The sequence below is a fragment of the Opitutus sp. genome (assembly GCA_024998815.1).
GTDB lineage: Bacteria > Verrucomicrobiota > Verrucomicrobiia > Opitutales > Opitutaceae > Rariglobus.
Genome location: JACEUQ010000001.1, coordinates 734216 through 760848 on the forward strand (window position 1 = coordinate 734216; position 26633 = coordinate 760848).

Below are 26633 nucleotides of genomic sequence, written 5' to 3' on the forward strand. Positions count from 1 at the left end.
GTTCCTTCGCGGCTAAAAGGATCGAAATATTCCAATGATATTGGCGGGGCAGACAGATGCGGAAACTCGAAGGTTACTGGCTACTAGCTGCATGACGCATTCCCACGAGTCGCATCGGCTATCTTGGCTGGAAAAAACCGTGCTCGTTCATGTCGGCGCGCTGCTCCTGTTTTCGAGCTGGGCGTTTGGCGGTAACATCTGGTGGGCGCGGCTCACACTGTCGATTTGGGGCAGCCTCGCCCTGCCGCTGTGCATCGCCGCGTTTTTACAGGGCCACGGCCGAGGTCGGCACGCCCGCCGCAAGCTGGGGTGGTTGATCCCGCCCGCCCTATACGCCGGCCTGGTCTTCGCCAGCACCTACAACCCGAGCTTCGCCTCCACGTTCATCGACGGCGGCCTGCTTTTAGCGCATAAGGGGGCCGCCCACCCGCAGTGGCCGAGCACGGTGAGCGCGGCGCAGTCGCTCGATTCGCTCTGGTTCGGGGCCGGCCTTTACCTCTCGGCTTTCAATCTGGCGGTGGTGATCCGCAGCCGGCGCGCGCTGCACTTTTTATTGATTCTCATCAGCGTAAACGCGGTGGCCCTCGCGGTGATGGGCACGGTGCAAAAGCTTTCTGCCGCCGGGTTCTACTTTGGCGCGGCCACTTCGCCCAATGCACGGTTCTTTGCCTCCTTCATTTATTACAACCACTGGGGCGCTTTTATGGTGCTGTGTTTGGCGACAACCGCCGGACTGCTGTTTAACCAAGCGCGGCACCACCACGGGCGGGATATGTGGCAATCGCCCTTCAGCGCGGCGCTGGTCGGTTTCCTGTTCATCGCGATCAGCGGTCCGCTGAGCGCATCCCGGGCCGCCACCGTGATGTCGGCGTTCCTTGTGCTGGTGGCCACCGGGCATGCCCTGCTGCGGTTGGCCGCAGCCCGCCACCGCGCCCACCGCCCGCTCTGGCCCGCCGCCACCACCCTTTTGGCCGTGGTCACCCTGACCATCGCCGCGGTCGCCTGGCTGGGTTTTCGTGGCATCAGCGAACGTTACCACCAAACTCAAATCGCCTTGGCACAGAACCAATCGCTGTGGGGTGAGCGCATGGCCGTCTATGCCGACACGGCCGAATTGGCGCGCCGCCAGCCCGTGTTTGGCTGGGGGCTGAACAGTTACGACATTGCCTTTCAGCTGGTCCGCCCGCGTCCACTACAAGCCAGCCGACAGTACGAAAATCACTATGCCACCGCCCACAACGACTGGCTGCAATCGCTGGCCGAAACCGGTCTGGTCGGCACCACGCTGCTAATACTAACGCTTGCCGTGCCCTTAGCGCATTTAACCCGCCGAAAACTCCGCCACCCGCTGGTCGCCTACCCCTTGCTCGGACTGGCCGTCGTCCTGCTTTATGCGCTGATCGAGTTCCCCTTTTCTTCGGGCGCCTTTCTGATCACCTTCTGGGTTTTGTTTTTCACCGCACTGCGCAAAGCCGAGCTTACCGTCGATACGCCGCCCCCGCCACAAGCCCCATGAGCCATCAGCGGCCTATTTCCATCGTCATCCTGACCCTCAACGAGGAGCAAAATCTCCCGGCCTGCCTCGCCACCACCGCCGGCTGCGACGACGTGGTGGTGCTCGATTCCGGCTCGACCGACCGCACGGTTGAAATCGCGCGTGCGGCCGGAGCCCGGGTTTTTGTTAACCCCTTCAAAAACTTCGCGCAGCAGCGCAACCACGCTCACGACGTGATCGCGTTCCGCCACGAGTGGGTGTTCCACCTCGACGCCGACGAAAAACTCTCGCCCGAGCTCATCGCCGAGTGCTCCGACTGCGCCACTTCGCCGGCGGCGGCGCAACTCGATGGTTTTTATGCCGCGCCCCGGATGTTTTTCCACGGCCGCTGGATTCCTCGCTGCACCGATTATCCGGCCTGGCAGGCGCGCTTCGTGAACACCCGCCGATTTCGCTTCATTGAAGTCGGCCACGGCCAGCGCGAAGCCCCGGGCCTGCGGCTCGGCCGGCTCTCGCACCCCTACGACCACAACCTCTCCTCGCAAAGTGACGCCGAGATCCGCGTCAAACACGCCCGCTACGCCAAGACCGAGGCCGCCGCGTTTATGGCCACGGCGCGCCCGGCCAACACGCTTTGGCGAGATCTGCGCGCACCCGATGCACTGGCCCGCCGCAGAGCGTTAAAAGAGGCCAGTTATCACCTGCCGGCCCGCGGTCTCCTGCGTTTTGTCTACCAGTACCTCCTGAGGCGCGGCTTTTTAGACGGTGCCCCCGGCCTAGTTTACTGCCGCTTACTCGCCGCTTACGAACAGGCGATTTCCGCCGAGCTGCGGGCCCTGCGCTCCGCAGCCCCAAAACGCTGACCGCCCCCCCCGCAACTGTCCCGCCACTCCCCCCTGCCCCCGCCCCGCATGCACAAAAACCGCACCGTCGCCTACCTGCTGCTCTTCCTCGACGTGGGGTTGCTGGTGGCCGCCTTCAACTCCATCGCCTGGCTGCGCGGCATCTTGGCTAACAACGTCTGGATCTACACCCCGCTGCTCGCTCCCGCCGCGCTGTTAGTCACGACGTTTTTCCTCATCGACGCCTACAATTCGAAGACCGACATGATGAGCCTCGACTACACCAGCGAGCACATCATCGCGGTACTTTCGGCCCTCATCTGCACCCTGCTGGTGACCTTCACGATCCTCCCCCAAGGTTATCCCCTCCAGCAGAGCCGCACCGTGATCGTACTCAGTTTTCTGGCCTGCATTCCCATCTCGCTGGCCTACCGCCGGGTCATTTATTCGCGCACCCACGCCTCTCGCAAAGGCCGCTCGCTGCTCTTCATCGGTGACGCCGAAAGCGCCGAAACCTTCGCCCAAGAGTGCACCCGCATGGGCTACCAGCAGCCCGTGATCTACGCCTCGCCCGAGGCTGAAACCGCCAGCGGCCCTGCATCCACGGCCCTTGACGAGGTCCTCGGGCAGATCGAAACCGGTGCCATCGAAATCGAGGCCATCGTGTTACGCGAAAACAACCGCGACCTGCGCACCCGCCTGTCGCTGCGCTTGGTGGACCTCTATTTCCACGCCGTGCCCACCTATACCCTCGAGCTTTTTCATCAGGTGTATTGGCGCAAAATCCCGCTCTACCGCCTCAACCAAACCTGGCTGTTCCAGGAAGGCTTTAAAATCGCCCGTGAACCGGTGTTTAAGCACCTCAAGCGCTTCTCCGACATCGGCTTTTCGCTCGTTGCCCTGACGCTGGGTGCCCCGCTGTTTCTCGCCATCGCGCTGGCCATCTGGTGCGGTGACCGCGGGTCGGTCTTGTTTAGCCAGACGCGCATCGGCCAAAACCGCGTGCCCTTTCGCATCTACAAATTCCGCACCATGCGCCCCAACGACGGCGCCGACGCCTACACGACGGTGGGCGATATGCGCATCACCCGAGTCGGCAAATTCCTGCGCACCTACCGCCTCGATGAACTGCCGCAGATGCTCAACGTGCTGTTTGGCGACATGAGCCTGATCGGCCCCCGCGCCGAATGGGACAAACTGGTCACGGATTACGAGCAACAGATCCCCTGTTACCACTTCCGCCACCTGGTAAAACCCGGCATCACCGGCTGGGCCCAAGTTAACTACCCCTACGGCGCCAACATCGACGACACCCTGCGTAAGTTGGAATACGACCTCTACTACATCCGCCATTTCTCCTTTCAGATCGACGCCTCTATCGTCCTGAAAACCATTCACATCATGCTGTTTGGCAAAGGCCGGTAAGCCTGACGCGGTAAGCTCATAAGCGGCTTAGGTGAATCAAAACAACCTAACACTTCCCCCCTACCTCACCACTCGTAACTTAAAGACATGTAACCCAATTCTTTTAACCACTAATGAGCACTAAAAGGCACTAATAAAACAAGATATACATTTTCCAGATTAGTGCATCTTAGTGTCCATTAGTGGTTGAAAATTCAGTGGATTTAAATTCAGCCGGCTTGCCGTAACTGCTCTATCCAACGCCAATAATAGGGTTTTAGCCGTATGAATTCAACGTGGCACCGCCCCATCAATCTTCCCCTAAATTAATCAAGTTATTTAGCATAGCATCCTAACTGACTTACTCCCGATCCCTTTCCCCATGCCCAAACCCTACGATCTACTCGTCATCGGCAGCGGCTCGGCCGGCTTCAATGCCGCCCGCGTCGCCGTCTCGCTCGGCAAACGCGTCGCCATCGTCGACAGCGCCCCGCAACTCGGCGGGTTGTGCATCCTCAAGGGCTGCATGCCGTCCAAAACGCTCCTCTACTCCACTGAGATCCTCCACCTCGCCCAAAAGGGCAAAACCTTCGGCCTGCGCATCCCCTCCGCCTCCGCGGACATGAAGGCGCTCCACGCCCGCAAAAAGAAGATCATCGGCGAATTCGCCGGCTACCGCTCCCAAGCCCTCGAATCGGGTAAATACGACGTTTACCGCAGCCACGCCCGCTTCGTCGATCCGCACACCATCGCCCTCACCGATGGACGCACGTTAACCGCCGAAAAATTCCTGATCGGCACCGGCTCCAAAGTCAGCGTTCCGTCCGCCATTCCCGGTTTGGCAACCACCCCGTTCTGGACCAGCGACGACGTGCTCGACCTCGATTTTGTCCCCGAGAGCGTCATCGTGCTCGGCGGCGGCATCGTCGCCTGCGAACTCGCCCAGTTCCTCCGGCGCATTGGCTCAAAGGTGATCCAAATTCAGCGCAGTAAAACCATTCTTAAGGACTACTCCCCCGCCGCCAGCGAAGTGGTCCAGCAGGCCTTCCGCGACGAGGGTATCGCTCTGCACACCGACACCCAAATCGAGAAAATATCGGACGACGAGGCGGGCGTAGCGGTTACGTTCACCTGCGGCGGAAAAACCCTCACCCGCCGGGCGCGTCACCTGTTTAACGCGCTGGGCCGCGAGCCCAACACCGACTCGCTGCAACTCGCCGAGGCCGGGGTAAAACTCACGCCGGCCGGCCGGGTAAAGGTCAACCGCTGGCAGCAAACCACCGCCCCGCACATTTACGCCGGGGGCGATGTCTGCGGGCCCTACGATCTGGTGCACCTCGCGGTGGCCCAAGGCGAACTGGCCGCCCGCCACGCCTTTGGGGGCAAAGGCCTAAAACCCATCGATCCTAAGCTCCTCCTGAGCGTGGTTTTCACCGAACCTGCCCTCGCCAGCATCGGTGAACAAGAGCGCGAGCTCACCGCGCGAGGTGAAAAATTCCTCGTCGCAACCTACCCGTTCAACGACCACGGCAAGTCGATCCTGATGGAGGCCAATTACGGCTACGTGAAGGTCATCGCCGAGCCCAAACGCGGCCGCATCCTCGGCGCCGAAATCGTCGGACCGCACGCCGGCGAACTGATTCACATTTTCAGTGGTCCGCTGGCGATGAAGGCCACGGTTTTCGATCTCCTGCGCGCGCCCTGGTATCACCCGACATTGGCGGAAATTCTCACTTATCCGCTGGAGGAAATCGCCGAGCAGATTCACCGCTAGTAGGCAGTAACATTTAAAGTGTCGCATCCAGAGCCCCCTTAAAATCAACGTAAACATCGATCGTTTTAGCCGCGAAAGAACGCAGAGAACGCATAGAAATACAGGGATCTCGGCGGATTGAGTTCTGAGGTAGTGCGGTGCTTTAGCCCGCAGCTTTGATCTTCGCACAATCGCCAATGCGGGCTGAAGCACCGCACTACTTTCGATCCGACACTTTAAATGTTACAGCCTACCAGTGGACAGTGGGATTGGGGCGGGTTGTTTTTGTGGCATTTCGTGTTTTTTGTGGCCAATGGGTTGGGTCCACCCAGTCGGCGCGTTCGCAGCCGCGGGGTTTGTCGGACAGACACCGACAGAGGAATCGGAGATGCTCCGACATTAGTGGGGATTCAAACCCGCTAAGGTTGAGCGATGAATCCCTTCATACGTCTCCCGAGGTGGCTGACACTGGCCGCCTCCCTTGTCCTCGCCGCCGGTTTCGCCTCCAGCGCTTCCGCCCAGCCCACCGTTAACGTGGTCGCCACCGGCGCCTCAGCCGTCATCGGCACCACCGACTACGCGACACTCGCCTTCTCCCGCACCGGTTCGACCGCTGCGGCATTAACCGTCAACTACACCCTCGGCGGCACCGCCGTTAAATGGAACGACTACTGCCGCATCCAGGGCGACATGCCCGTCGCGGTGACCATCCCCGCCGGCGCCGCCTCCACAGTCATGACCATCATGGCCCGGGCCAACTCCACCGGGGCCAACCCGGAAACGGCGATCTTCACCCTGTCGGCCAACTCCGCCTACATCCTCGGCACCCAAAAAACCGCCACGATCACCCTCCTGGCAACCAGTGCGCCACCTCCGCCGACTCCAACCTTGCCGGTAGTCACGGTCAGCGCGACGGACGCCTCGGCCACCATCGGCACCACCGACACCGGCTCGCTGCTGTTCACTCGCACCGGCGCCACCACGGCGTCCTTGACGGTTAACTACACCCTCGGCGGCACCGCTGTCCCCTTAACCGACTACCGCCTGCCCACGGGCACCATGCCGGTCACCGTAACGATCCCCGCCGGCGCCAGTTCCACCGCTCTGACGATCCAAGCGCTCGCCAACAGCACCAACGCCAATCCGGAAACCGCAAAGTTCACCCTTGCGGCGAGTACGACCTACACCCTCGGCACCCCGAGCGTTGCCACGATCACGATCGCTGCGGCAGTCGTGCCGGCCCCCACCCCCACGCCCACCGGCCTGCCGAGCGTCACCGTGACGGCCACCGACGCCACCGCAGTCATCGCCACCACTGATTACGCCGTGCTGACCTTCGCCCGCACCGGCGCCACCACCGCAGCCCTGACGGTTAACTACACCCTCGGCGGCACCGCCGTTAAATGGAACGACTACTGCCGTATCCAGGGCGACATGCCGGTCGCCGTGACCATCCCCGCCGGAGCCGCCTCGACCACCATGACGATCATGGCCCGGGCCAACTCCACCGGTGCCAACCCGGAAACGGCGATCTTCACCCTGTCGGCCAACTCCGCCTACAGCCTCGGCACCCCGAGTACGGCCACGATCACCCTGCTGGCCACCGCGCCCACACCGCCCCCAACGCCGACGCCAACGCCGACGCCGACGCCGACGCCGACGCTCCCCGTGGTCACCGTGACCGCGACGGACGCCTCGGCCGCCATCGGCACCACCGACACCGCCACGCTGACGTTCAACCGCACCGGTGACACCGCCGCGACGTTGACCGTCAACTACACCCTCGGCGGCACCGCGGTCGCGCTCACCGACTACCGGCTCGCCAACGGCACCACGATGCCCGTCTCGGTAACGATTCCGGCCGGCTCCGCCTCGACCGCGCTGACGCTGCAGGCCCTCGCCAACAGCACCAACGCCAACCCGGAGACGATCATCCTCACCCTGGCGAGCAACGCCGCCTACACCTTGGGCAGCACCACCTCCGCCACCGTGACGATCGCCCAGGTTATCGTTACCCCGCCGCCGCCCCCAACGCCGACGTTGCCCGTGGTCACCGTGACCGCGACGGACGCCTCGGCCGCCATCGGCACCACCGACACCGCCACGCTGAGCTTCACCCGCACCGGTGACACCACCGCGTCGTTGACCGTCAACTACACCCTCGGCGGCACCGCCGTGGCGCTCACCGACTACCGGCTCGCCAACGGCACCACCATGCCCGTTTCGGTCACTATTCCGGCCGGCTCCGCCTCGACCACGCTGACGCTGCAGGCCCTCGCCAACAGCACCAGCGCTAACCCGGAGACGATCATCCTCACCCTGGCGAACAACGCCGCCTACACCCTGGGCAGCGCCACCTCCGCCACCGTGACCATCGCCCAGGTCGTGACCCCGCCGCCGCCCACGCCGACGCCCAACCCGGTGCCGACGCCGGTTGTGCTCAACGAGCTGGATTACACCGGGCTGATCATGCCCAAAGTGGGCGAGCAGGCCCTGCGCGTGCTTTCGCCGACCTACCTGGAGCTGCGCAAGCTCACCACCAAGGCCCCGGACCCCGCCACGGTCACGACCTGGAACTTCGTAAACTCCTCCGGCGTGCTCTCCGCCCCGGCGAGCAGCCAGTTCGCCGTGACCGTCAACGGCCAAGCGGTTTCAGTCCTCTCGGTGGGCTTCAAACGCCGCGCCTTCTCCGCCGACCTCGATGTGCGCGACCTGCGTATCGACAACGCGATCTACCTCCAGTTGGCCTCCCCGATCGCCGAGGGCCAAGCGGTCGTCGTGACCAACCCGAGCGCCCAGCTCTGGCCGGCCACCGAGAAGTACGCGGTGACGACCGATCCGCTGCGCTACAGCCCGGCGATCCACGTCAACCAGGAGGGTTATGTGCCCACCTTCCCCAAGAAGGCCATGGTAGGTTACTACCTGGGCAACCTCGGTGAGCTACCGGCCGCAGGGCTGACCAGCTTCACCATCAAAAACGCCGCCACCGGGGCGACCGCCTACCAGGGCACGCTGACCGCGCGCCGGGATGTCGGTTACACCTATGCGCCGCTGCCTTACCAGAACGTGCTCCAGGCCGACTTCAGTGCCCTGACCACGCCCGGCGAATACTACCTATTGGTCCCCGGCCTGGGCGCTTCGCTCCCGTTCCTGATCAATGACGGCATCGCCATGAACTGGGCGCGCACCTACGCACTCGGCCTCTATCATCAACGCTGCGGCAAATCCAAAGCCCTTCCCTTCACCCGCTTCACCCACGACGCCTGTCACGTGGCTAAAGCCGAAGTGCCCTCGCCGCAGTCCTCCTACGCCTTCACCTGGACGACCATCGCCTCCAAGAGCGCGCCCAGTGCCCACCAAACCGCGCCCCAGTTGGCCTCGGAAGCCTCCCAGCTCTATCCGTTCGTCAACAAGGGCACGATCGACGTCTCCGGCGGTCACCATGACGCTGGCGATTACAGCAAGTACACCACCGACGTCGCGTCTTTGGTTCACCTCCTGATGTTCACCGCCGACAACATGCCTTCGGGCAACCTCGACAACCTCGGCATCCCCGAGAGCGGCGACGGCGTCAGCGACATCCTTCAGGAGGCCAAACAGGAGGCCGACTTCGTGGCTAAACTCCAGGACGCCGACGGCGGTTTCTACTTCATCGTCTATCCCAAGACCCGTGAATACGAAGGTGGCCTCTCCGGCACCGCCCCCGGTGACACCCAGGTCGTGTGGCCCAAAAACACCTCGGCCACCGCCGCCTGCGTAGCCGCCCTGGCTCAGTGCGCTTCGTCGCCCAAGTTCAAGCAGGCCTACCCGGCGACCGCCGCGCTCTACCTGCAAAAGGCCCAGCTCGGGTGGACCTTCCTGATGAACGCGATCGCCAAGTACGGACTGGCCGGCTCCTACCAGAAGATCACCTTCTACGGAGACGAGTTCGCCCACATGGACGAGTTGTCCTGGGCCGCCGCCGAAATGTATCTGGCCACCGGTGACGTGAAATACCAGCAGCAGCTCTTCACCTGGTTCCCGAACCCCAACGACTACGCGACCTACCGCTGGAGCTGGATCCGCATGGCCGAGTCCTACGGCAACGCCATCCGCAGCTACGCCTTCGCCGCCCGCTCGGGCCGCCTGGCCGCCAGCCAGCTCGACGCCGCCTACCTGACCAAGTGCAACACCGAGATCATCGGCGCCGCCGACAAAGAGCTCCTGTCCTCGACCCAAAGCTCCTACGGCTCCGCCTTCGCCGCCGAGAACAAATCCTACCGCAATGCCGGCTGGTATTTCTCGATGGACCAGGCCGCCGACATGGCCGTGGCCTACCAGATCGACCCCAAGCCGGAATACCTCGACGCCATCGTGGGCAACTTGAACTACGAAGCCGGCACCAACCCGGTGAACGCATCCTGCGTGACCGGCCTCGGCCTCAAGCGTCAACACACGGTGGTTAACCAGTTTGCCCGCGGCGACGCCCGCCAACTGGCCCCCACCGGCATCCCGATCGGCAACATCCAGGGCGGTTTTGATTACCTCGCCCTCTATGCCAACGAACTGGGCACGCTCACCTACCCCACGGACGGCGCCACCACCGCGCCCTACCCGTTCTATGACCGCTGGTCCGACACTTGGAACACCACCACCGAGTTCATCACCGTGAACCAGGCCCGCAGCCTGCTGACGGCCAGCGCGCTAGTCGGTCAAACCAGCGCCAAGTCCACCCCATGGACCTCCGGCACGGCCGTGATCACCGTGCCCACCGGCGTAGTGGCGCTCAATGCCGTGACCACCCTGAGCGTGTCCGCGCCCGGGATGGACCTGAGCAACGCCCGCATCGTCTGGGAAGGCCGCGACCAGCAGCCCGCCTTCGGCCCCACCTACGCCTTCGTTCCCAAGAACAACGGCACCCAGTGGGTCGAGGTGGAGATCTGCTGGCCGGACGGCCGCCGCGTCTTCGGTGCGGCCAGTTTCACCGCCAACAGTGCGGTGGTGAACTGGATCAATGGGGCCCTGCCCACGGGGGCGGTGGCCAGTGCCGACGGCGGCGACGCCTGGACCTGGGTGACTAGCAACCCGACGCCCTACTCCGCCCCGGCGGTGCACCAGAGCAACGTGGCCGCCGGCATCCACGGCCACGGGTTTGATTCGGCGACAGCCACGTTGGTGGTCGGCACCACCGACAAGCTGTTTGCCTACGTTTACCTCGATCCGACCAATCCGCCCACGGAGGTCATGCTGATGTGGACGGACAGCACGGGAAACAGCGCACACCGCGCCTATTGGGGTGCCAACCAGATCGCCTGGGGCACCAACGGCACCGCCAGCCAATTCCCGGTTGGGGCGCTGCCCACGCTCGGCCAGTGGGTGAGATTGGAAGTGCCGGCCAGCTCCGTCGGTCTGGGCGGGGCGACGATCCAAGGTATGCGCTTCACCCTCTACGGAGGCCGCGCCAGCTGGGACATTGCCGGCAAGTCGAACTAAGCGAATGAAATAAACTATAAACCAGTAACATTTAAAGAGTCGGATCGAAAGTAGTACGGTGCTTCAGCCCGCATCGGTAATTGCAGGAGAGAATTCGCTGCAAACCTGCGGGCTAAAGCACCGCTACCTCAGAGCTCACTCCGACAACTCAAATGTTATACCCATTACACAGCTATTCAGGCCTTTTAACGTAAAAACTCTAAGGCGCGAAGTATGAGATAAGGTTCGTCTTCGCGGTTAAAAAACCGGCGCCTTGGTTTTGCGTAGAGAATCCACCGATTGCCTTCGGCATCAGCGCCGACACCAGCGTCCATTTAAGCGAACGGGAAAAAGTGAAACCAGAGGCCCCGGGCTGGTGTCGGGGAATGGGGTGGTTCTCCACCTTGCAATGCGCGCCCAAGGTCTCATTAGTCACGCCACTTCGTCCTCCGCGCCCATGCTTTCCGTCACCGATCTTTCCGTCACCTATGGTGCGATTCAGGCCGTCAACGGCATCTCCTTCGAGATTCCGCGCGGCGCCATCGTCACACTCATCGGTGGCAACGGGGCCGGTAAAACCACGACCCTGCAGGCGATCTCGGGGCTGATCCGCCCGCGCGCTGGCAGCATCCGCTTTAACGGTGAGGATATTACGCGCCTTGCCTCACACGAGATTGTAGCCCGCGGGCTTTGCCACGTGCCCGAGGGACGCTTGGTGTTCGCCAACTTGACGGTGGCCGAAAACCTCGCGCTCGGCGCCTACCTGCAACACGACACGGAACTGATCGAACGGACCCGCGAACACGTTTTCATGCTCTTTCCCCGGCTTAAGGAACGCCTCAAACAAACCGCCGGCACCCTCTCCGGTGGCGAGCAGCAAATGCTGGCGATTGGCCGCGCACTAATGGGGCAACCGAAGTTCCTCATGCTCGACGAACCCTCGCTGGGCATCGCCCCCCGCCTCGTCTCGACGATCTTCGAAAAAATCGTGGAGATTAACCGCGTTGAAGGCCTGACCATTTTACTAGTTGAGCAAAACGCCCACCTCGCACTGGAAATCTCCTCACACGCCTACGTACTGGAAACCGGGCAAATCACCGTGTCCGGGGCCAGCAGTGAACTGCGCGACGACCCGCGCCTCAAAGCCGCCTACCTCGGCGGCTAACGACTGGAGGCGAGCGTCGGCTTAATGCGAGTGCTCCAAGCTGAGCATCACCACGCCCAGCACGGTAAACACCAGACCGAGCAACGCCGCCTCCCAGTGTTCGATGCGTTTGAGCTCAACTTTTTCGAGCCCCACCAAGGTTAGCCACGTAAACAGTAGCATGCCGCCGAGGGTTCCCACCGCGAGAATACCGCTCAGCACGAAAAAGCCATGCCAACCAAATTGGACGCCCGACAGGTAAATGGGCAAAAAACCCTCGCACGGCGAGAGTGTCAGCATGACAAAAAGGCCGCTTATCGCCGCCCAATCACCCTGGCGGGTGGAGACGAGCGGACTGCCCTCCAGTTCAGCTTCGAGGTGGCTGTGGGCTTTGTCATGGCCGCAATGCGAACTCGGTTCGTGGCGACCGCCCGGAGTGTGGTGATGCATGAGCCCCTGCCCCCGCCACTGGCGCCAAAAGTAAAAGGCCGCGACGGCGAGCAGGACAACACCGGCAACTTGGGTGAATGCATGACCGAAGTGCTCATCGAGCTGAAAACCGAACCACGCGATCGCCAGACCGAGCAAGCTGGTCAGGCCCACATGCCCCAAGCCGGCAAAAACGGCCACGCCCAAAGCCTTGGGCCGGCTCCAGCGACGGGCACGCGCCACGAGTACGAAGGGCAGCCAATGCGTGGGGATCGCCGCATGAAAAAACGCCACGGTAAAACCGGTCATTGCGATCGTGGCTAGGGCTGTTGAATTCATGCGTTAAAAAAAGACGTAAGCAGACATCAAGCCACCAGGCTCGGTCCGCTGTCGAATGTGAACTGTAGCAAAGTCGTCAAGCCCACCCCCAGCTCTGGCGCGCCAGCAGCCCGCGCGCCTTCTGCGGAAGCGCCCCATCCCCTTTCGATCAAAAATAATCTTGGATCAGCCAGAACAATCTCGCCTGAGCCGAAATTTCCCTTTGCGCCTACCCCGCATTTTTGAGCCGATTGGGACACATGGATCGAATTGCCAATGCCTTCTCCCGCGCCCGCGCAGAAAATCGCGCCGCTTTCGTCGCCTACCTCTGTGCCGGCGACCCCGATTTCGACAACTCCCTGGCCGCCTGCCGCGCACTCATTGAAAGCGGTATCGACGTTCTGGAGCTGGGCGTCCCCTTCAGTGATCCCCTCGCCGACGGGCTCACCAACCAACTCGCCGCCCAACGTGCGCTCGCCGGCGGAATGACTGCCTCGCGCGTGTTCGAACTGGTGCGCCGCATCCGCGCCTTCGCGCCCCACACGCCCATCGTTTTCTACACCTACTACAACCTGGTTTTCTCCAACGGCGTGGACGCCTATGTGAGCGACGCCAAGGCGGCCGGAGTCGACGGCATGTTAACCCTCGACCTGCCACCCGAAGAGGCTTCCGACGTACAGATTTCCTGCGCCCAACACGGCATCAAAACCGTGTTCATCGTGGCCCCCACCACCCCCGAGGCGCGCCTCGCCAAAATCGGCGCCGCCGCCACGGGCTTTATTTACTACGTTTCCCGCGAAGGCGTGACCGGGGTGCGCGACTCCGTTGCCACCAACATACTCGAGGCGGTCGCCGCGATCAAACGTCACACCGGCCTGCCTGTGGTGGTGGGCTTCGGCATTGGCCAACGCTCGCACGTCGCCGAAGTTGCCGCCCATGCCGACGGCGTCGTGGTGGGCAGCGCACTGGTCAACGTCATCCGCGACCACCTTGCCGATCGCGCTCAAATCGCCCCCGCACTCGCACGGCGCGCCACCGACTTGGTCGCCGGTACCCAACGCTAAGCTACACCGGCTCGCCCGCCCCCACCCAACGACGCCCACGCGTTTCCATCCCGTGATCCCTGTCAAAAAAATCCTCATCATCGAGGACAACCTTCTGCAATATAAGGTGACAGATCGCATGCTCGCGAACGCCCAAGTCGGCCGCTTTCAATCCGACTGGGCGCAGACCTACGAGGACGGCCTGCGACTCCTGCTTACGGGCGACTACGCGGCGTGCCTACTCGATTACCAACTCGGCGAGCGCAACGGCTTGGACCTGCTTCGGGCTGCACGCGAGGAACGCTGTGAAACCCCGGTGATTTTCCTCACGGCCGATTCCTCCGAGCAGGTGGACGAGGCGGCGATGGAGGCCGGGGCTGCGGATTATCTGGTTAAAGGCGAAATCACCCCACGCATGGTGGAGCGCTCCATTCGTTACAGTTTAAAATTGGCCGGGGCCATGCGAGAGCTGCGTCGACTGGCCACCCACGACGAGCTCACCGGCCTACTCAATCGCCGGGCATTCGACTCACTGCTCAACGAGGAGGTGCTGCGAGCACGCCGCTTCAACCACCCGCTCTCGCTGATCATCGTGGATCTGGATCACTTCAAGTTCGTCAATGATACCTATGGCCATGCGGCGGGTGATGCTGTGCTGGTGGCGGCTGCCCGTCGTATCGAATCGGGAATACGCGGGATCGACCGCGTCGCGCGTATCGGCGGCGAGGAGTTTGCGGTGCTGCTGATGGAAACCCCCGCGCATGAAGCGATCATAGTCGCCCGCCGCTTGGTGGCAGTGATGCAAGCGGCCCCGTTTCATGCTACGGCCGCAGTGAGTTTGCCGATCACGCTGAGCGCCGGCGTGGCGTCGCTGCCCGTATCGAGTCCCCCGCATTTTTCGCTTCAGGTGGCTGCCGACAAAGCGCTCTATGCGGCCAAGCATGCAGGACGCGACCGCGCCGTGCTTGCCTCCTGAACTGCGGGCAACAAACCTGCCGCCATGGCGTTCACCGACTCAGCGACAACCCTGGCCGAAATCAAATCCCGCGTGCTGGCCTTTGCAGTCCAGCGCGACTGGGAGCAGTTCCATTCACCCAAAAACCTGAGCATGGCTCTGGCCGCCGAAGCCGGTGAACTGATGGAGCACTTTTTATGGGCAACGCCCGAGGCATCCCGCAGCATTTCACTCGACGAGGCCAAGCGTAAGAAAATCGAGGAGGAGCTGGCCGACGTGGTGATCTACGCGCTGGAGTTTGCCAACATGACCGGGATCGACGTGGCCGCCGTGATCGAGACCAAGATGGCTGCCAACGCAGCCAAATACCCGGTCGAAAAAGCCAAGGGCCGCTCGGACAAGTACACCGAGTTATAGGGCTAATTGGCGTTCAAGTTGAGGGTTTAGCAGGGGAAGCCCAGAAGCCCATTATGCTGATATGCCATTTTTAACGCCAAGGTTAGCCACAGTGAAATGCGGTTTTCTTGTCCTAATTCGTTAATGGCCGTTCGACATTCGCCCAAAGGCGCAGGATGTTTTTCCCCGTTATGCCTGATCTTGCTGCTACCGACCTACAGTCCGTCTTAGCCGCCACGCCACTGTTCGAGGACAAATCGTGGCAACTCTCGCCCGATGCGTGGGCGTTATCGCCGGCCCAAGCCGCCGAGCTCTCTGACATTGGCACCGCCTGCCTCGACTATCACCAGGCGCTCGAATCGCTTTATCTGCGTTCAGCCGCTGGAAAAAACCTCCTGCGTAACCGCCCCCTTTTCGCACCCTGGGTGGCCGACTACCTTGACCGGGGTAAACCCCCCGCGCTCATCGCCCATGCCCGCGATCCCCGCAACCGGGGGGCATTCCCCACCGTACTCCGCCCCGACTTGCTGCTCACCGACGAGGGTTTTGTGATGACCGAGCTCGATTCGGTGCCCGGAGGTATCGGCCTGACTGCGTTTCTCAACCGCCTCTACTCGGGGGAAATCCCCGAGACCCAATTCCCAAAGAACAACGAAATCCTTGGATCCGGCGACACGATGATCCGCGGGTTTTATGATTCGCTGGCCGCGTTGAGAGCCGACCTGCGCAATCCCCTGATCGCCTTGGTGGTTTCCGAAGAAGCGGCGACTTACCGCCCAGAAATGCGCTGGCTCGCCGAGCAGCTGCAACTGCAAGGGAAACGGGTTTTCTGCCTCAGTCCCGACGAGGTTTTCCCACTAGGAACGACGCTGTGTTTCGACCTCGAAGGCAACCCGGAGAAAATCGACATCGTCTACCGTTTTTTCGAGTTGTTCGATCTGGCGAACATCCCGACTGCGCCCTATTTTTTCGCGGCCTGGGCCGCCGGAGAAGTCGTCATTGTGCCACCCATGCGTCCCTACCAGGAGGAAAAACTTGGGCTGGCGCTGTTTCACCACCACCAGTTGCAAGATTACTGGGCCGAAGCCCTCAGCTCGCGCACCCTAAAACTCCTGCGCCGCCTCATACCGCCCTCCTGGGTGTTGGACTCCACGCCCTTGCCACCGGGCGCAGTGCTCGATGGGCCCAAGGTGGGTGGGCGCGCATTAACCGACTGGCGACAACTCACCGGAGCGTCGCAAAAGGAACGCGATCTGATCATCAAAATCTCCGGTTATCACGAGACCGCCTGGGGGGCGCGCAGTGTCATCTTAGGCAGTGACTGCTCGCGCGATGAATGGCAGGCCGGTATCGACCTCGCCCTCGCCGACTCGCCCCGTAACCCGCATATTCTCCAGCTTTATAAAAAACCCTGCCGGGTGAAACACCGCGTCTACGACCGCGAGCAGCAGGTGCGCGAGGTTGAGGGCCGTCTGCGGCTGTGCCCGTATTACTTCGTGAAGGGGGGAAAAGCGCAGTTGGGCGGAGCGTTGGCCACCTTCTGCCCTCCCGACAAAAAAATCATCCACGGCATGCAGGACGCAGCACTGCTGCCCTGCCGGATCGTTCAGCAGGAGTCGACCGGATGAGGTTCGGCGTCATCGTAACTCCGACGCCCGGCCGGAACGCCTGGAAACCTAGGCATTACACTCATTCGCTTTAAAGGGGTGAATTACGCCGTTTCTCGTACTCACTCCGAGGGTATCAAGGAATGTGGCCCTGCGCGTGCGCGCAGGGCGTTTCCCGCTCAATGGGGCTTTTCCAGAACACAATAAATGTTGTGCGTACAATATTCCTCCAAAAACGATACGCGGCGTAACACAGAGAGCACCCGCGATAGACCGTGCTTACTGCGGTTCACCTCAAAACGCACCACCTTTAAGCCACTGCCATAAATAAAACGCCGATAATCGGCCAAGGAATACATGCTTAATCCAAGATCCCGAATGCTGGCCAGCGGCGCGTCTGAGTACGTAAAAACAGGTTCACCACGGGCGCGGAGTCGGTTCAACCGCTGCACGATTTTCGCCTCGGACTCCCAAAGGTGGGCCCAGGGAAACTGCCTCCACGGCAACCGTGTCGCCACCCGACCGTGGTGGCCGAACGGACTGTTGTAGAGAGGCCCGAACCCCGAGTAAATCCGCCCGCCGGGTTTTAAGTGGAACGCCATTGCTCGGATCATTCCTTCCAGATCCATGATGTGCTCGAAGGAGTCCTTGGAGACGATAATGTCGAACTTCCCTTGGTTGAACCGTGCCAGATCCTCGTCGTAAAACTCCAGTACGGGCTGCAAATCAGGAAAGGCCTGAGCGGTGTGCTGGCGAGCGAACGCGATCAGTTTAGATTCGGTGTCCAACCCGACCACTCGGGCCGCTCCCCCGGCCGCCATGTCCACACACAGCGAGCCCAGCCCGCAGCCCACATCGAGCACGTGTTTTCCAGAAAACTGAGGGCGGCCAACGAGCCGCCACCAAAATTCGGGGTTCTCGTCGGCACCCCGATTAAAATAGTCCACGTCGGCCGGATCCAGCCCCCGCCCCCCCCCGTCCCCGCGCGAGGACGACGAATCCGGGGGTATTTCCGGTGGACGGGCGCCCGGGAGGTGAGCGCTTTCGCCCCCCCACCCCGGTTGCACCCCCGATTGAGTCTGATTTTTACCACGGGGATCACGACTCATCGGATCGTGACGAAACCAAGCCTGACAAAAGCCCTGCCAGTAGGTGTGTGCGGTGCGCAGAAGCGCTTGCGGATTTTGGATCATGGTCTTGAGCGATTCAGGGTGGTGTAAAGTTAACCCCGGCCTGTCGTCCTGCACCGGGACCACCAGTTTCGCACATCACCGTGAGCGGGCCTATGGGGTGGGCCGCGCAGACCCAGCTAAAATCAACCCACCTACGCCAACCCCGAATCCAGCCAAACCCGACACGGGGCACTCCGAGGGGCGATTAAGATCAGCAGTTCTTTCACACGCCACCCGGCTTGCTTTGCGCTCGGCATTGGGCGCACCCTAAAAGCTCAAACTGAACTCACCCGCTGTACGATGAAACCGCTCCGCATCCTTATCCTCGCCCTAAGTTTTTTGGTGCTGCTTTTAGGCTTGATCGTAGCCCTCGCATTTAACCCGGGGGCCCAGACTTGGGCGGCGCGCCGATTCGCGCCCGCCTCCCCTGCCCTCACCGTCACTTTTGACAGCGTCGACGCCGGGCTACAGCGCACACGCGTAAACAATCTTAAAGTCGTCCAACCCGGTCTTGTTTTCACCCTGCCCTCCGCCGAGGTGGACGTTAACTTGCTCGACGCGGCCCGTGAAAAAATCGCCGTCAAACGCCTGGTTGCCCATGGCTGGATTCTGGACCTAACCACACCGGGCACGGCGAAAGCCCCGCTTGCGATCGCCACCCCGCCAACCACGAACGCCTCAAATGTCCCCGCGTCCACCTTGGCACCCCGCGCCGCTTCGGCCGAGCAGCAGGCCCGGGCCGCTTTCAATGGGCTATTCGCCCGCCTGAAACTGCACTTTGACCTCGCAATCGACGGGATTGATCTCGAAGGCGATGTGATCCTCCCCGAAGGCCGTATCCACGTCGCAATCACCGGGGGCGGGCTTAAGGCCGGACATGAGGGCAAGTGGGCCATCATCGCCACGGTGGTCGGGACCGATGCGACTCCCATGACGGTTCAAGGGGAGCTCGTTGCCCGCTTGATGACCCCGCGTAGCTTTGACCGCATCGAACTCGCGCTTAACGTCGCAGCCACTCGCAGCCCCAGCCCCCAACCGTCCGCAGGCGCAAGCCTCTCGGTTAACCTGCGCGCGGCGAGCGAGTCCCAACGTGAAACCTACGCCGCCATTTTGACCTCCGGGCCCCGCGAGCTTCTCAACGTCAACCTCGTCATGCCCACCGGCAGCGAGCCGCTGACCGGCTCGTGGAAACTCGACGTGACCACGGCGGATGCCGCGCCCTTCGCTCTAGGCCATGCGTTGCCGGATTTTGCAGGCAGTGGACACGGGGATTTTTCAACCGACCGCACCTTCACGCAAATGAGGACATCGGGTTCACTGGATGCGTGGGGCGATAAACTCGCCCTGCTGCGACCTGAATTCGGCTCGCTTGGCCGCCTAGATTTGCGCGCCGCCTTTGAGCTCAGCGCCATCGATCAGCTTGTGCACCTCAAGCGCTGCGACCTGCGCCTGAGCGCCGGCACCAAACCGGTGGTGAGCATAACAGCCCTGCAACCCATTGCGTTTAACCGCACCACCGGCGCGCTCGCCGCCACCCCGGACGCAACACCCGAACTGATGAGCCTGGTCATCGACGGCATAGCCCTGGCCTGGGCCCAGCCATTCCTGGGTGAGCTTGAACTCACGGGACAGGACCTGAGAGGGGCGTTTACCGTCCTCGCCAGTAATGGAGGGTTGTCCTTACGAAACTCGCAGCCGCTCACGCTCGCCAACCTCAATGTGGCACAACGGGGCCGCCTACTCGTCAATGGGGTGGACGTAGCCCTCGCCGCTCAGGCCGACTACTCACCCCAAGGATGGAACACCGAAATCACCCGATTGACCGTCTCGCGGGCCCAGGCACCGATTCTGAAACTTTCCGCTAAAGCAGGACAACCCGCCGGCGAGCAGCAACCGCTCACCGCATCCGGAACGTACGAACTGGAGTTACCCGAGATGCTGGCACAGCCACTGGCGAGCGGATCGTTGGCCTTGTCAAAGGGCGTGGCCCGAGGGGATTTCAGCGCATCGTTCGGGGCAGCGAAGACGGCCTCGTTAACCCTGCAACTCACGAACCTCGTCGCCGCCAATGCCGGGGCCACGCGACTGCCATCCGTTGTCGTGCTGGCTAGGGCCGATGTTGATGCAGCCGGGCGCCTCAACGCCCAGATGCCGATTGTCATATCCCAAGGCGCGCGGCGCTCCGAAATCACCCTGAAAGCAGCGCGTAACTCCACTGCGGGAGCGACCCCGCTCAGCGCCCAGGTTACAGCAGGTACGGTCTACCTCGAAGACCTGTTAAGCTTCGCAGCGCTGCTCGCGCCGGCACCGGCCGATTCATTCGCCAGTGCAAAGCCAACCTCGCCGCTTTCGTCCCAGCCCCCACTCAATCCCGCAAAACAGAGTCAGTCCGCGGCCGCGATTTCGGCTTCACCGATTGCGCCAATCTGGGCGGGGGCTTACGGCGACTTCAAACTCGACATCAAGTCGCTGGTTTATTCGCGCGAGTTAAAGATCAATGAGATCAACGCTGGCGTTCAACTCACCCCCGGCGCACTCAAGCTGGACGGGCTACGGGCCACGTTGAGCACCGGCGGTCAGTTTCAGGCTGCAGGCGCACTGCGCTTCGATGCCAAGCAGGCCGAACCCTACGAGCTAAAAGCGGACGTTTCCCTCGATGATCTCGAATCGGCACCGCTGCTGCGCGCGCTCTCACCAGGCCGTCCCTCGCCCCTTGAGGGCAAATTCAAGCTCACCACGCAACTCGCAGGCCGAGCCCCCACGCCCTCGGGCTTTGGCGGCACAGCCATCGGCGACATCGCCTTGAACAGCACGGGGGGAACCTTGCGTATCCTCAGTGTTAAGACGGGCGCCCAGGCCGACACCGTTGCCACGGTCGCTGCGGTTGCAGGACTTTTCGGTGCCTTCACCGGCAGCGATGCGACCGTCAAAAAAGCCGAGCAGGTGCGCGCCGCGGCCGTGGTTGCCAAACAACTCTCGGCGATCGCCTACACTCAGCTCAACGTGGTCGTCGGCCGTGACGACCAGCGAAATCTGGCGGTTAAAGACCTCACGTTGCTCTCGCCGCAAATCCGCTTGGCCGGTTCGGGCCAAATCACCCAAAAGGCGGGCGTGCCGCTATTCCAGCAGCCGCTTCTGTTGAGTCTTAAACTCAGCTCACGCGAGCCGCTCACCAGCAGCCTGCGCAGCCTTAAACTGGTGGCGGAAACGGCCGACGCGCAGGGCTACTCATTCCTACTCGATGAGGTGATTCTCGACGGTTCACTTCAATCGATCGGCACCGGCCAATTACAGCGACTGCTCGACCGGGCTCAGGCTGAGTAAGGCTGCGGCGGAGCTCATCCGTCTCGAAGACCAGGATGAGCTCCTGAGGTGATCATCAGGTGCGCTGACGATCGCTCACCGCCCACGCCAGGTCGCGGGCGAAAAACGGGCCACGGTAAATCATACCCGTGTAAACCTGCACGAGTGTCGCTCCGGCATCGAGTTTCTCGGCCGCGCTCGCCGGGTCGGAGATGCCGCCCACCCCGATGATCGGCAGTTTTCCCTCGGTGGCCCGCGAAATGTAGTTCACCACCTCCGTGGATTTTTTGCGCAGCGGTTTGCCACTGAGCCCGCCCGTCTCGTTGACCTCACTGAAGAAGCCCGGCCGCGCCAAGGTGGTGTTGGTGGCAATGATCCCCGCCAAGCCGAACTCGGCGATCACCCCGAGCGCCGCATCGATCTGCGGCCACGACAAATCAGGGGCGATTTTGAGCAACACAGGCAACAACGCGCAGCCGCGTTTGGCCGCACGCTCTCGGTTGGCCGCCATGATCGCGCCCAGCAACTCGCGCAGCGGTTTCTCATCCTGGAGCTGACGCAGGCCCGGGGTGTTGGGACTGGAGACATTGAGCACGAGGTAATCAGCAAAATCCGCCAGCCGGGAAAAACTGGTCAAATAATCGGCGACCGCATCCTCCAAGGCAGCCGCCTTGGATTTACCCAAATTCACCCCGAGCGGGATGCGGCGCTGGCCGGGGCCGGGTTGCTTCGCCAAACGTGCCGCGACCGCAGCCGAGCCCTCGTTATTAAAACCCATGCGGTTGATCACCGCCTCCTCCGCTGGATAGCGAAACATACGTGGCTTCGGATTGCCCGGCTGCGCCAGCGCGGTGACTGTGCCGATCTCCACATGGCCAAAACCGAGAGCGGCGGCCGCCTCCCAGGCGCGCGCGTTTTTATCGAAGCCGGCCGCCAGCCCCACCGCGTTGGGGAACTTCAACCCGAAGGCCTCCACCGGGCGGTAGCACGAGGCCGGCAGCTGCATGCACGACTCCAGCAAACGGCACACCGGCGTCACACGCCCAAGCAGGGCAAGCGCCTCGACGCCCAGCTCGTGAGCCGGCTCGGAATCCATCTTGAACAACGCCGGACGCAGCACCTTTTCGTATATGAAACCCATAGATGCTCGGCACAGTGGGAAGCTGCCGCCAAAAATCAAGTTCACCGCAGTTTCAACCCACCAGAATCGAGGCCGCTTTTATGCTTGTTATCCCGATCAAAACGCTCGCACGCTGACAACGAAACTACCCCCCTGAGCCGCACGGTAGCAGCGCCTGCAAAATCTTTTTAACTAAAGTCGTTTCGCAGTTTGACTCCACTACGGCGCGCGCTCTTTGCTCCGACTAACTCCCTAGAAAACTGTCATGGCAAAATCATCTGCAACTCTCGATTGGTGTATCGTTCGTCTTGGTGACGACCACAACTGGTGGGTCAACGAAGTCAGCGACTCTGTACGCTGGGACGTCGATGGTCTCAGCATCATCGACCCGCGCCAAATGGCCCACCTCATTGAACTGGTTGAGCCGCTCCGCGACTACGGACTGGACCAGGACCTGATGGAAGCCGCGTTCATCCCTTTCCGCATTGAAAAGGAAGCCGGCGAGCAGCTCGTTCGCCTCAAGCGCGTTAAAGATTCCTTCTTTGAATCCGAAGAAAAGCTATTCGCCCTAGCCGACATCCTCGACGAGGAAAACGGGCCCTACGCCGACCTGCTCGACCATCTCACCCGGTGCCGCGTAAAGATGCTCAACGACCTGTTTAACTTTGAGTCCAAGCTCACAGTGGACGAGGTCGAGGACGAGATCCGCGAGGACCAAAACGCCAGTTTCATCGAGGGTAAGGCCATCCATACCTTCGACGAGCTGAGTGCCATTCTTGACTACGTCCCCGCCGGTTGGGAATCCGAGGAAGGCGAAGAGCGCGCCAGCAAGAGCGATGACGACATCGACGACGAAGACCTGCCCGAACTCGACGAAGAAGACGAAAAGACCCTCGCCGGCGACTCCACCCTCAAATGGGACGAGGAAGACGACGCCAAGGACGACGACGGCGAAAACAAAAAGCCCTCGGACGATGATGATGACGACGAGGATGAAGATGAGGACGACGAGGACGACAAGGATGATGACGACGAGGACGAGAAACCCAAAGCCAAGTCGAAGGCCAAACCCAAGAAGCGCTAAGCTTACGCTCAGCGGTTAGAAAAAAACGGCGCCTGCATGAGCAGGCGCCGTTTTTGTTTTTTTACCCAGGCGTGTGCTAGCCAGCCCTTCGCGTCTTTACGTTAAAATTCCGCCTCAAAATCCCCCTCGCCGCACAGGCCTGCCTGCGCGGGTAACCCCATTCAACAGATAGCAAAATCCGCTGGTGCAGTGAGGCTGCCGCAAGCGTTTGGCGGGCAAATTGGTGCGAGTATGATTTTTTTTCAAAAAAATCACTTAACCCACTAGAGTCGGAGCCGATTCGTGTCGTATTGTAACCTATCTACCATGACTACCACTTCGATTTCCGACGAAAAGATCCTCACCGCAGCAAAGTCCCTCCCCGTCGCGCCCCAAATCATGGCCCGACTGCATAAGATGCTTTTGGACTCCAACTCAGGCCTTCCTGAAATCGCCACCCTGCTCAAACGCGACGTCAGCTTGACCACGCGCATCATTCGCATCGCCAACAGCCCCGCCTACAACGGCGGCGGTCTGGGTACGATCGAGGAGGCGCTGCAACGCGTCGGCTTTGGCGAGGTGTTCCGCCTGGTCGGTGTGGCCGCCAACGCGAGCCTCGCCGACGCCAACTTGGCTTTCTACGGCTACTCGGGGGATTTATTCCGCTCTAACAATCTCTGCACCGCTTTAGTCGCGGAGCGGGTTGCCAATAAAACCAAAGCCGACCCGCGCGTCGCCTACACAGCAGGCCTGCTACGCGGAATCGGCCAGCTCCTGCTGGACCGCATCGCCCGCGATGTCCTCACCCCCGCCGATAAGTTCAAGGAAATCGGTGGCGGCCGGCTCCAAGAATGGGAGAGCAAATGCTTCGGCACCACCCACCAAAAGGTCGCACGCCTGGTCCTTAACCACTGGGGCTTTCCCGAGCTGGTCGTCCAAGCGGCAAGTTATGATCCGGCCGAGGCTACCCCGGCCACCCCGCTTAACAACACGCTGCAGCTGGCTGCTTCTATCGTGCGTCTGGCCGGCTTCGGCCTCGAGGGCGAAGATTCATCATGGGGAATTCCTCACGAGGAGCTGGTCGCCACTGGCCTGAGTATCGACGACACCACGATCATTCGCACCGAGGCACTCGCCGCCATGCAGGCTTTGCAGGAGAGCTAAGGCACGCGGACTCTTTAAGCGGTAAAGGTAGCACGGTGGGCGGTGGCCAAGTCCGCCCCCCACGCTACCGAAGCTCAGACGACGAACGGATTAAAAGTCCGTTCGTTTTTTATTGTCGTTAAAGGTCCATGCCCGGGAGCGACCACGGTGTCGTCCGGCAAAGTCAGCAGGCGCTTAACGTGCAGATTGAGTTTCTCACTGCAAAAAAACGCACAGCCCACCGAGCCGGCAAAAAGAATGTCCCCTGAAATGAGCAGCGCACGGCTCGACCACAGACCGGCCGCCCGCACGAGGTAACAATTATGCGCCTCGGCGTGTCCGGGGGTCGCCAGCGTTTCCACCTCCAAAACGCCCAGCTTCATGCGGGCCCCCTCAGCCAGCGCCAGCGCCCCCGGGATCACCGCCCCGACCGGCCCGAAAACCGGCACCGGCCCGAACCGGCGCTGCACCTCAGCCAAACCACCCACATGCTCGGTTTCGAGGTGGGTAATGAAAATCGCATCCAAATGCCGTATACTGGACGGCCACGCCTGAAGCACCGCGCAGGGATCCGCGCCCGTATCAAAGAGGATGCCGCGCGAAGACCCGCTGTCGGCCAAAATGTAGGCGTTGGCCACCCCGATCCCATGACGGGTGTGCAGGGCATGCAGGCAAAACGGCAGGCCCCCGATTTCGGGCAACGGATAATGGCCGGAGGCCAGCGCGGCCAGGCCCACCTCGTTGAGCCTCAAAACACCCGCCAGCCGCGAAATCTCTTCCAGGCTGAAATCGTAACGATAATCGATGGCATCGCGTATCTTCTCCGTAGCAACACCGGCACGCTCCCCGAGCGATTCTTCGCTGAGCTCGGCGCAACGCATGGCCTTTTCCAGGACGTCGCCCAATTCGTCCTCCAGGGGTGCTGCGGTTTCAATGGCCATGGACACAGAGTTAGCCCCATCGCGCGGACAGGGCAAAAATGTTTTTGTTTTTTTCACGAAGCCCCACAGCGTCGGCGGTTTTAACACCATGGATTCCCAGCAACAGGAAGTGCTCGATATTTTCACCCGTACGAAGGCCCTACTCACCGGCCACTTCGTCCTGCGTTCCGGCCTGCACAGCGGCCATTATTTCCAATGCGCCCAAGTCTGCCAGCGCATGGACGCGGTCACCCGCCTGACCGAGCTGCTCCTGCCCCGGCTGGCTGGGTTTAAGTTCACCACCGTGCTCGCCCCGGCGATGGGCGGCCTGGTGATCGGCCAGGAAGTCGCCCGCCAGACTGGGGCACGCTACATTTTTGCAGAAAAGGAAAACGACCGCCTGGTGCTGCGCCGCGGCTTCAAATTCGCTCCCGGCGAAGGCGTCCTGATTGTCGAGGACGTGGTCACACGCGGCGGACGCGTGCTGGAGTGCATCGAGATCATCAAACAAGGCGGCGGCGTGCCGGTGGCCGTGGCCATGCTGGTGGACCGCAGCGCCGGCACCCTGCGCTTCGAAATCCCCGCCCTGTCACTGCTGGAGTTGAGTTTCCCCACCTACCCCGCCGACCAAGTTCCCGCAGCCCTGGCCGCGATTCCCGTCGAAAAACCGGGCAGCTAAACCGCAGTCGCGGTCAACGTGAGCTGAATTGGCCGAGGACGGCCAACGCTGGTACATCGCACACTCAGTGCCACACTCCCCGTGGCCTTGAGCGTGAGCTCAAGGTCTGGAGTTTGGCCCCTGACTAGTCGAACGCAGATCAGCCGAATCCTTGAGCTCACGCTCAAGGCCACACGCTTCGCGAACACATTCCCCGTGGCCTTGAGCGTGAGCTCAAGGTGTTTAGCCCCGCCCCCGTTCCGCCGTCGTGGGCCCAACACCCGCCACGACCGCTTCGGCACCCGCTTTTACCGCTCGCGAAGCGCGCAATTTGCGCATGAGTTTTTTTCGTCACCGTCGTATTCACCGTGGGCCGACGGTTGCTGCAGCGTATCGCCGCCTACGCCGAACGCGGGC

General features: G+C 61.8%; 18 protein-coding genes. 14 read left to right on the plus strand and 4 right to left on the minus strand.

Annotation, left to right across the window (positions count from 1 at the left end):
• Positions 1-91: 91 nt before the first annotated feature.
• The 6 genes from H2170_03170 to H2170_03195 all read left to right on the plus strand — a co-directional run bounded on the left by H2170_03170 (position 92) and on the right by H2170_03195 (position 12110).
• Entirely contained in the window at positions 92-1516 is a 1425-nt protein-coding gene (locus H2170_03170; protein ID MCS6299091.1) for an O-antigen ligase family protein, read from the plus strand.
• The gene (locus tag H2170_03175; GenBank protein MCS6299092.1) at positions 1513-2358 is read left to right on the plus strand and encodes a glycosyltransferase family 2 protein; all 846 of its coding nucleotides are present in this window, start codon (positions 1513-1515) and stop codon (positions 2356-2358) included. Before H2170_03170 ends, H2170_03175 begins: the two co-directional genes overlap by 4 nt.
• A gap of 48 nt (positions 2359-2406) precedes the next feature.
• Positions 2407-3762, plus strand: coding sequence for an exopolysaccharide biosynthesis polyprenyl glycosylphosphotransferase (locus tag H2170_03180; GenBank protein ID MCS6299093.1), 1356 nt, complete (start codon positions 2407-2409; stop codon positions 3760-3762).
• Positions 3763-4123: 361 nt separating this feature from the next.
• A complete protein-coding gene (locus H2170_03185; GenBank protein MCS6299094.1) occupies positions 4124-5515 on the plus strand; it encodes an NAD(P)/FAD-dependent oxidoreductase in 1392 nt (463 codons plus the stop codon).
• 1656 nt (positions 5516-7171) lie between these two features.
• Positions 7172-10966 (plus strand): glycoside hydrolase family 9 protein, encoded by a 3795-nt coding sequence (locus H2170_03190; protein MCS6299095.1) that lies wholly within the window; start codon positions 7172-7174, stop codon positions 10964-10966.
• A 436-nt stretch (positions 10967-11402) separates the two neighbouring features.
• Positions 11403-12110 (plus strand): ABC transporter ATP-binding protein, encoded by a 708-nt coding sequence (locus tag H2170_03195; protein ID MCS6299096.1) that lies wholly within the window; start codon positions 11403-11405, stop codon positions 12108-12110.
• 21 nt (positions 12111-12131) lie between these two features.
• Here the strand turns inward: H2170_03195 and H2170_03200 are convergent, their stop codons facing one another.
• Positions 12132-12857 carry a hypothetical protein gene (locus H2170_03200; GenBank protein ID MCS6299097.1) on the minus strand — a complete coding sequence of 242 codons (726 nt, stop codon included), beginning with the start codon at positions 12855-12857 and terminating at the stop codon, positions 12132-12134.
• 239 nt (positions 12858-13096) lie between these two features.
• Between H2170_03200 and H2170_03205 the strand changes: the two genes are divergently transcribed.
• The 4 genes from H2170_03205 to H2170_03220 all read left to right on the plus strand — a co-directional run bounded on the left by H2170_03205 (position 13097) and on the right by H2170_03220 (position 16858).
• On the plus strand, positions 13097-13900 hold the full coding sequence (locus H2170_03205) for a tryptophan synthase subunit alpha (protein MCS6299098.1): 804 nt from the start codon (positions 13097-13099) through the stop codon (positions 13898-13900).
• A gap of 52 nt (positions 13901-13952) precedes the next feature.
• Entirely contained in the window at positions 13953-14855 is a 903-nt protein-coding gene (locus H2170_03210; protein ID MCS6299099.1) for a GGDEF domain-containing response regulator, read from the plus strand.
• Positions 14856-14879: 24 nt separating this feature from the next.
• On the plus strand, positions 14880-15251 hold the full coding sequence (locus H2170_03215) for a nucleotide pyrophosphohydrolase (GenBank protein MCS6299100.1): 372 nt from the start codon (positions 14880-14882) through the stop codon (positions 15249-15251).
• Between the two features lie 170 nt (positions 15252-15421).
• Positions 15422-16858, plus strand: a complete 1437-nt coding sequence (locus tag H2170_03220; protein ID MCS6299101.1) for a hypothetical protein — start codon at positions 15422-15424, stop codon at positions 16856-16858.
• Between the two features lie 158 nt (positions 16859-17016).
• On the opposite strand, the gene H2170_03225 is transcribed toward H2170_03220, so the two are convergent.
• On the minus strand, positions 17017-18030 hold the full coding sequence (locus H2170_03225) for a class I SAM-dependent methyltransferase (GenBank protein ID MCS6299102.1): 1014 nt from the start codon (positions 18028-18030) through the stop codon (positions 17017-17019).
• Between the two features lie 279 nt (positions 18031-18309).
• Here H2170_03225 and H2170_03230 point away from each other — a divergent pair, with 279 nt between their 5' ends.
• Positions 18310-21333 carry a hypothetical protein gene (locus H2170_03230; protein ID MCS6299103.1) on the plus strand — a complete coding sequence of 1008 codons (3024 nt, stop codon included), beginning with the start codon at positions 18310-18312 and terminating at the stop codon, positions 21331-21333.
• 55 nt (positions 21334-21388) lie between these two features.
• Here the strand turns inward: H2170_03230 and H2170_03235 are convergent, their stop codons facing one another.
• Positions 21389-22453 (minus strand): quinone-dependent dihydroorotate dehydrogenase, encoded by a 1065-nt coding sequence (locus H2170_03235; protein MCS6299104.1) that lies wholly within the window; start codon positions 22451-22453, stop codon positions 21389-21391.
• A gap of 244 nt (positions 22454-22697) precedes the next feature.
• Between H2170_03235 and H2170_03240 the strand changes: the two genes are divergently transcribed.
• Both H2170_03240 and H2170_03245 read left to right on the plus strand, forming a co-directional pair.
• On the plus strand, positions 22698-23516 hold the full coding sequence (locus H2170_03240; protein MCS6299105.1) for a hypothetical protein: 819 nt from the start codon (positions 22698-22700) through the stop codon (positions 23514-23516).
• 306 nt (positions 23517-23822) lie between these two features.
• Entirely contained in the window at positions 23823-24659 is an 837-nt protein-coding gene (locus H2170_03245; GenBank protein ID MCS6299106.1) for an HDOD domain-containing protein, read from the plus strand.
• A gap of 74 nt (positions 24660-24733) precedes the next feature.
• Here H2170_03245 and H2170_03250 read toward each other — a convergent pair whose 3' ends face one another.
• Positions 24734-25579, minus strand: coding sequence for an MBL fold metallo-hydrolase (locus H2170_03250; protein MCS6299107.1), 846 nt, complete (start codon positions 25577-25579; stop codon positions 24734-24736).
• A gap of 88 nt (positions 25580-25667) precedes the next feature.
• Between H2170_03250 and H2170_03255 the strand changes: the two genes are divergently transcribed.
• Entirely contained in the window at positions 25668-26237 is a 570-nt protein-coding gene (locus H2170_03255; GenBank protein ID MCS6299108.1) for an orotate phosphoribosyltransferase, read from the plus strand.
• Positions 26238-26633 lie beyond the last annotated feature (396 nt).

Bases quoted from the DNA above. Each gene is read 5' to 3' on its own strand.
- H2170_03170 (MCS6299091.1), top strand. From the start codon at position 92: ATGACGCATTCCCACGAGTCGCATCGGCTATCTTGGCTGGAAAAAACC.
- H2170_03175 (MCS6299092.1), top strand. From the start codon at position 1,513: ATGAGCCATCAGCGGCCTATTTCCATCGTCATCCTGACCCTCAACGAG.
- H2170_03180 (MCS6299093.1), top strand. From the start codon at position 2,407: ATGCACAAAAACCGCACCGTCGCCTACCTGCTGCTCTTCCTCGACGTG.
- H2170_03185 (MCS6299094.1), top strand. From the start codon at position 4,124: ATGCCCAAACCCTACGATCTACTCGTCATCGGCAGCGGCTCGGCCGGC.
- H2170_03195 (MCS6299096.1), top strand. From the start codon at position 11,403: ATGCTTTCCGTCACCGATCTTTCCGTCACCTATGGTGCGATTCAGGCC.
- H2170_03200 (MCS6299097.1), bottom strand. From the start codon at position 12,857: ATGAATTCAACAGCCCTAGCCACGATCGCAATGACCGGTTTTACCGTG.
- H2170_03205 (MCS6299098.1), top strand. From the start codon at position 13,097: ATGGATCGAATTGCCAATGCCTTCTCCCGCGCCCGCGCAGAAAATCGC.
- H2170_03215 (MCS6299100.1), top strand. From the start codon at position 14,880: ATGGCGTTCACCGACTCAGCGACAACCCTGGCCGAAATCAAATCCCGC.
- H2170_03220 (MCS6299101.1), top strand. From the start codon at position 15,422: ATGCCTGATCTTGCTGCTACCGACCTACAGTCCGTCTTAGCCGCCACG.
- H2170_03225 (MCS6299102.1), bottom strand. From the start codon at position 18,030: ATGATCCAAAATCCGCAAGCGCTTCTGCGCACCGCACACACCTACTGG.
- H2170_03230 (MCS6299103.1), top strand. From the start codon at position 18,310: ATGAAACCGCTCCGCATCCTTATCCTCGCCCTAAGTTTTTTGGTGCTG.
- H2170_03235 (MCS6299104.1), bottom strand. From the start codon at position 22,453: ATGGGTTTCATATACGAAAAGGTGCTGCGTCCGGCGTTGTTCAAGATG.
- H2170_03240 (MCS6299105.1), top strand. From the start codon at position 22,698: ATGGCAAAATCATCTGCAACTCTCGATTGGTGTATCGTTCGTCTTGGT.
- H2170_03245 (MCS6299106.1), top strand. From the start codon at position 23,823: ATGACTACCACTTCGATTTCCGACGAAAAGATCCTCACCGCAGCAAAG.
- H2170_03250 (MCS6299107.1), bottom strand. From the start codon at position 25,579: ATGGCCATTGAAACCGCAGCACCCCTGGAGGACGAATTGGGCGACGTC.
- H2170_03255 (MCS6299108.1), top strand. From the start codon at position 25,668: ATGGATTCCCAGCAACAGGAAGTGCTCGATATTTTCACCCGTACGAAG.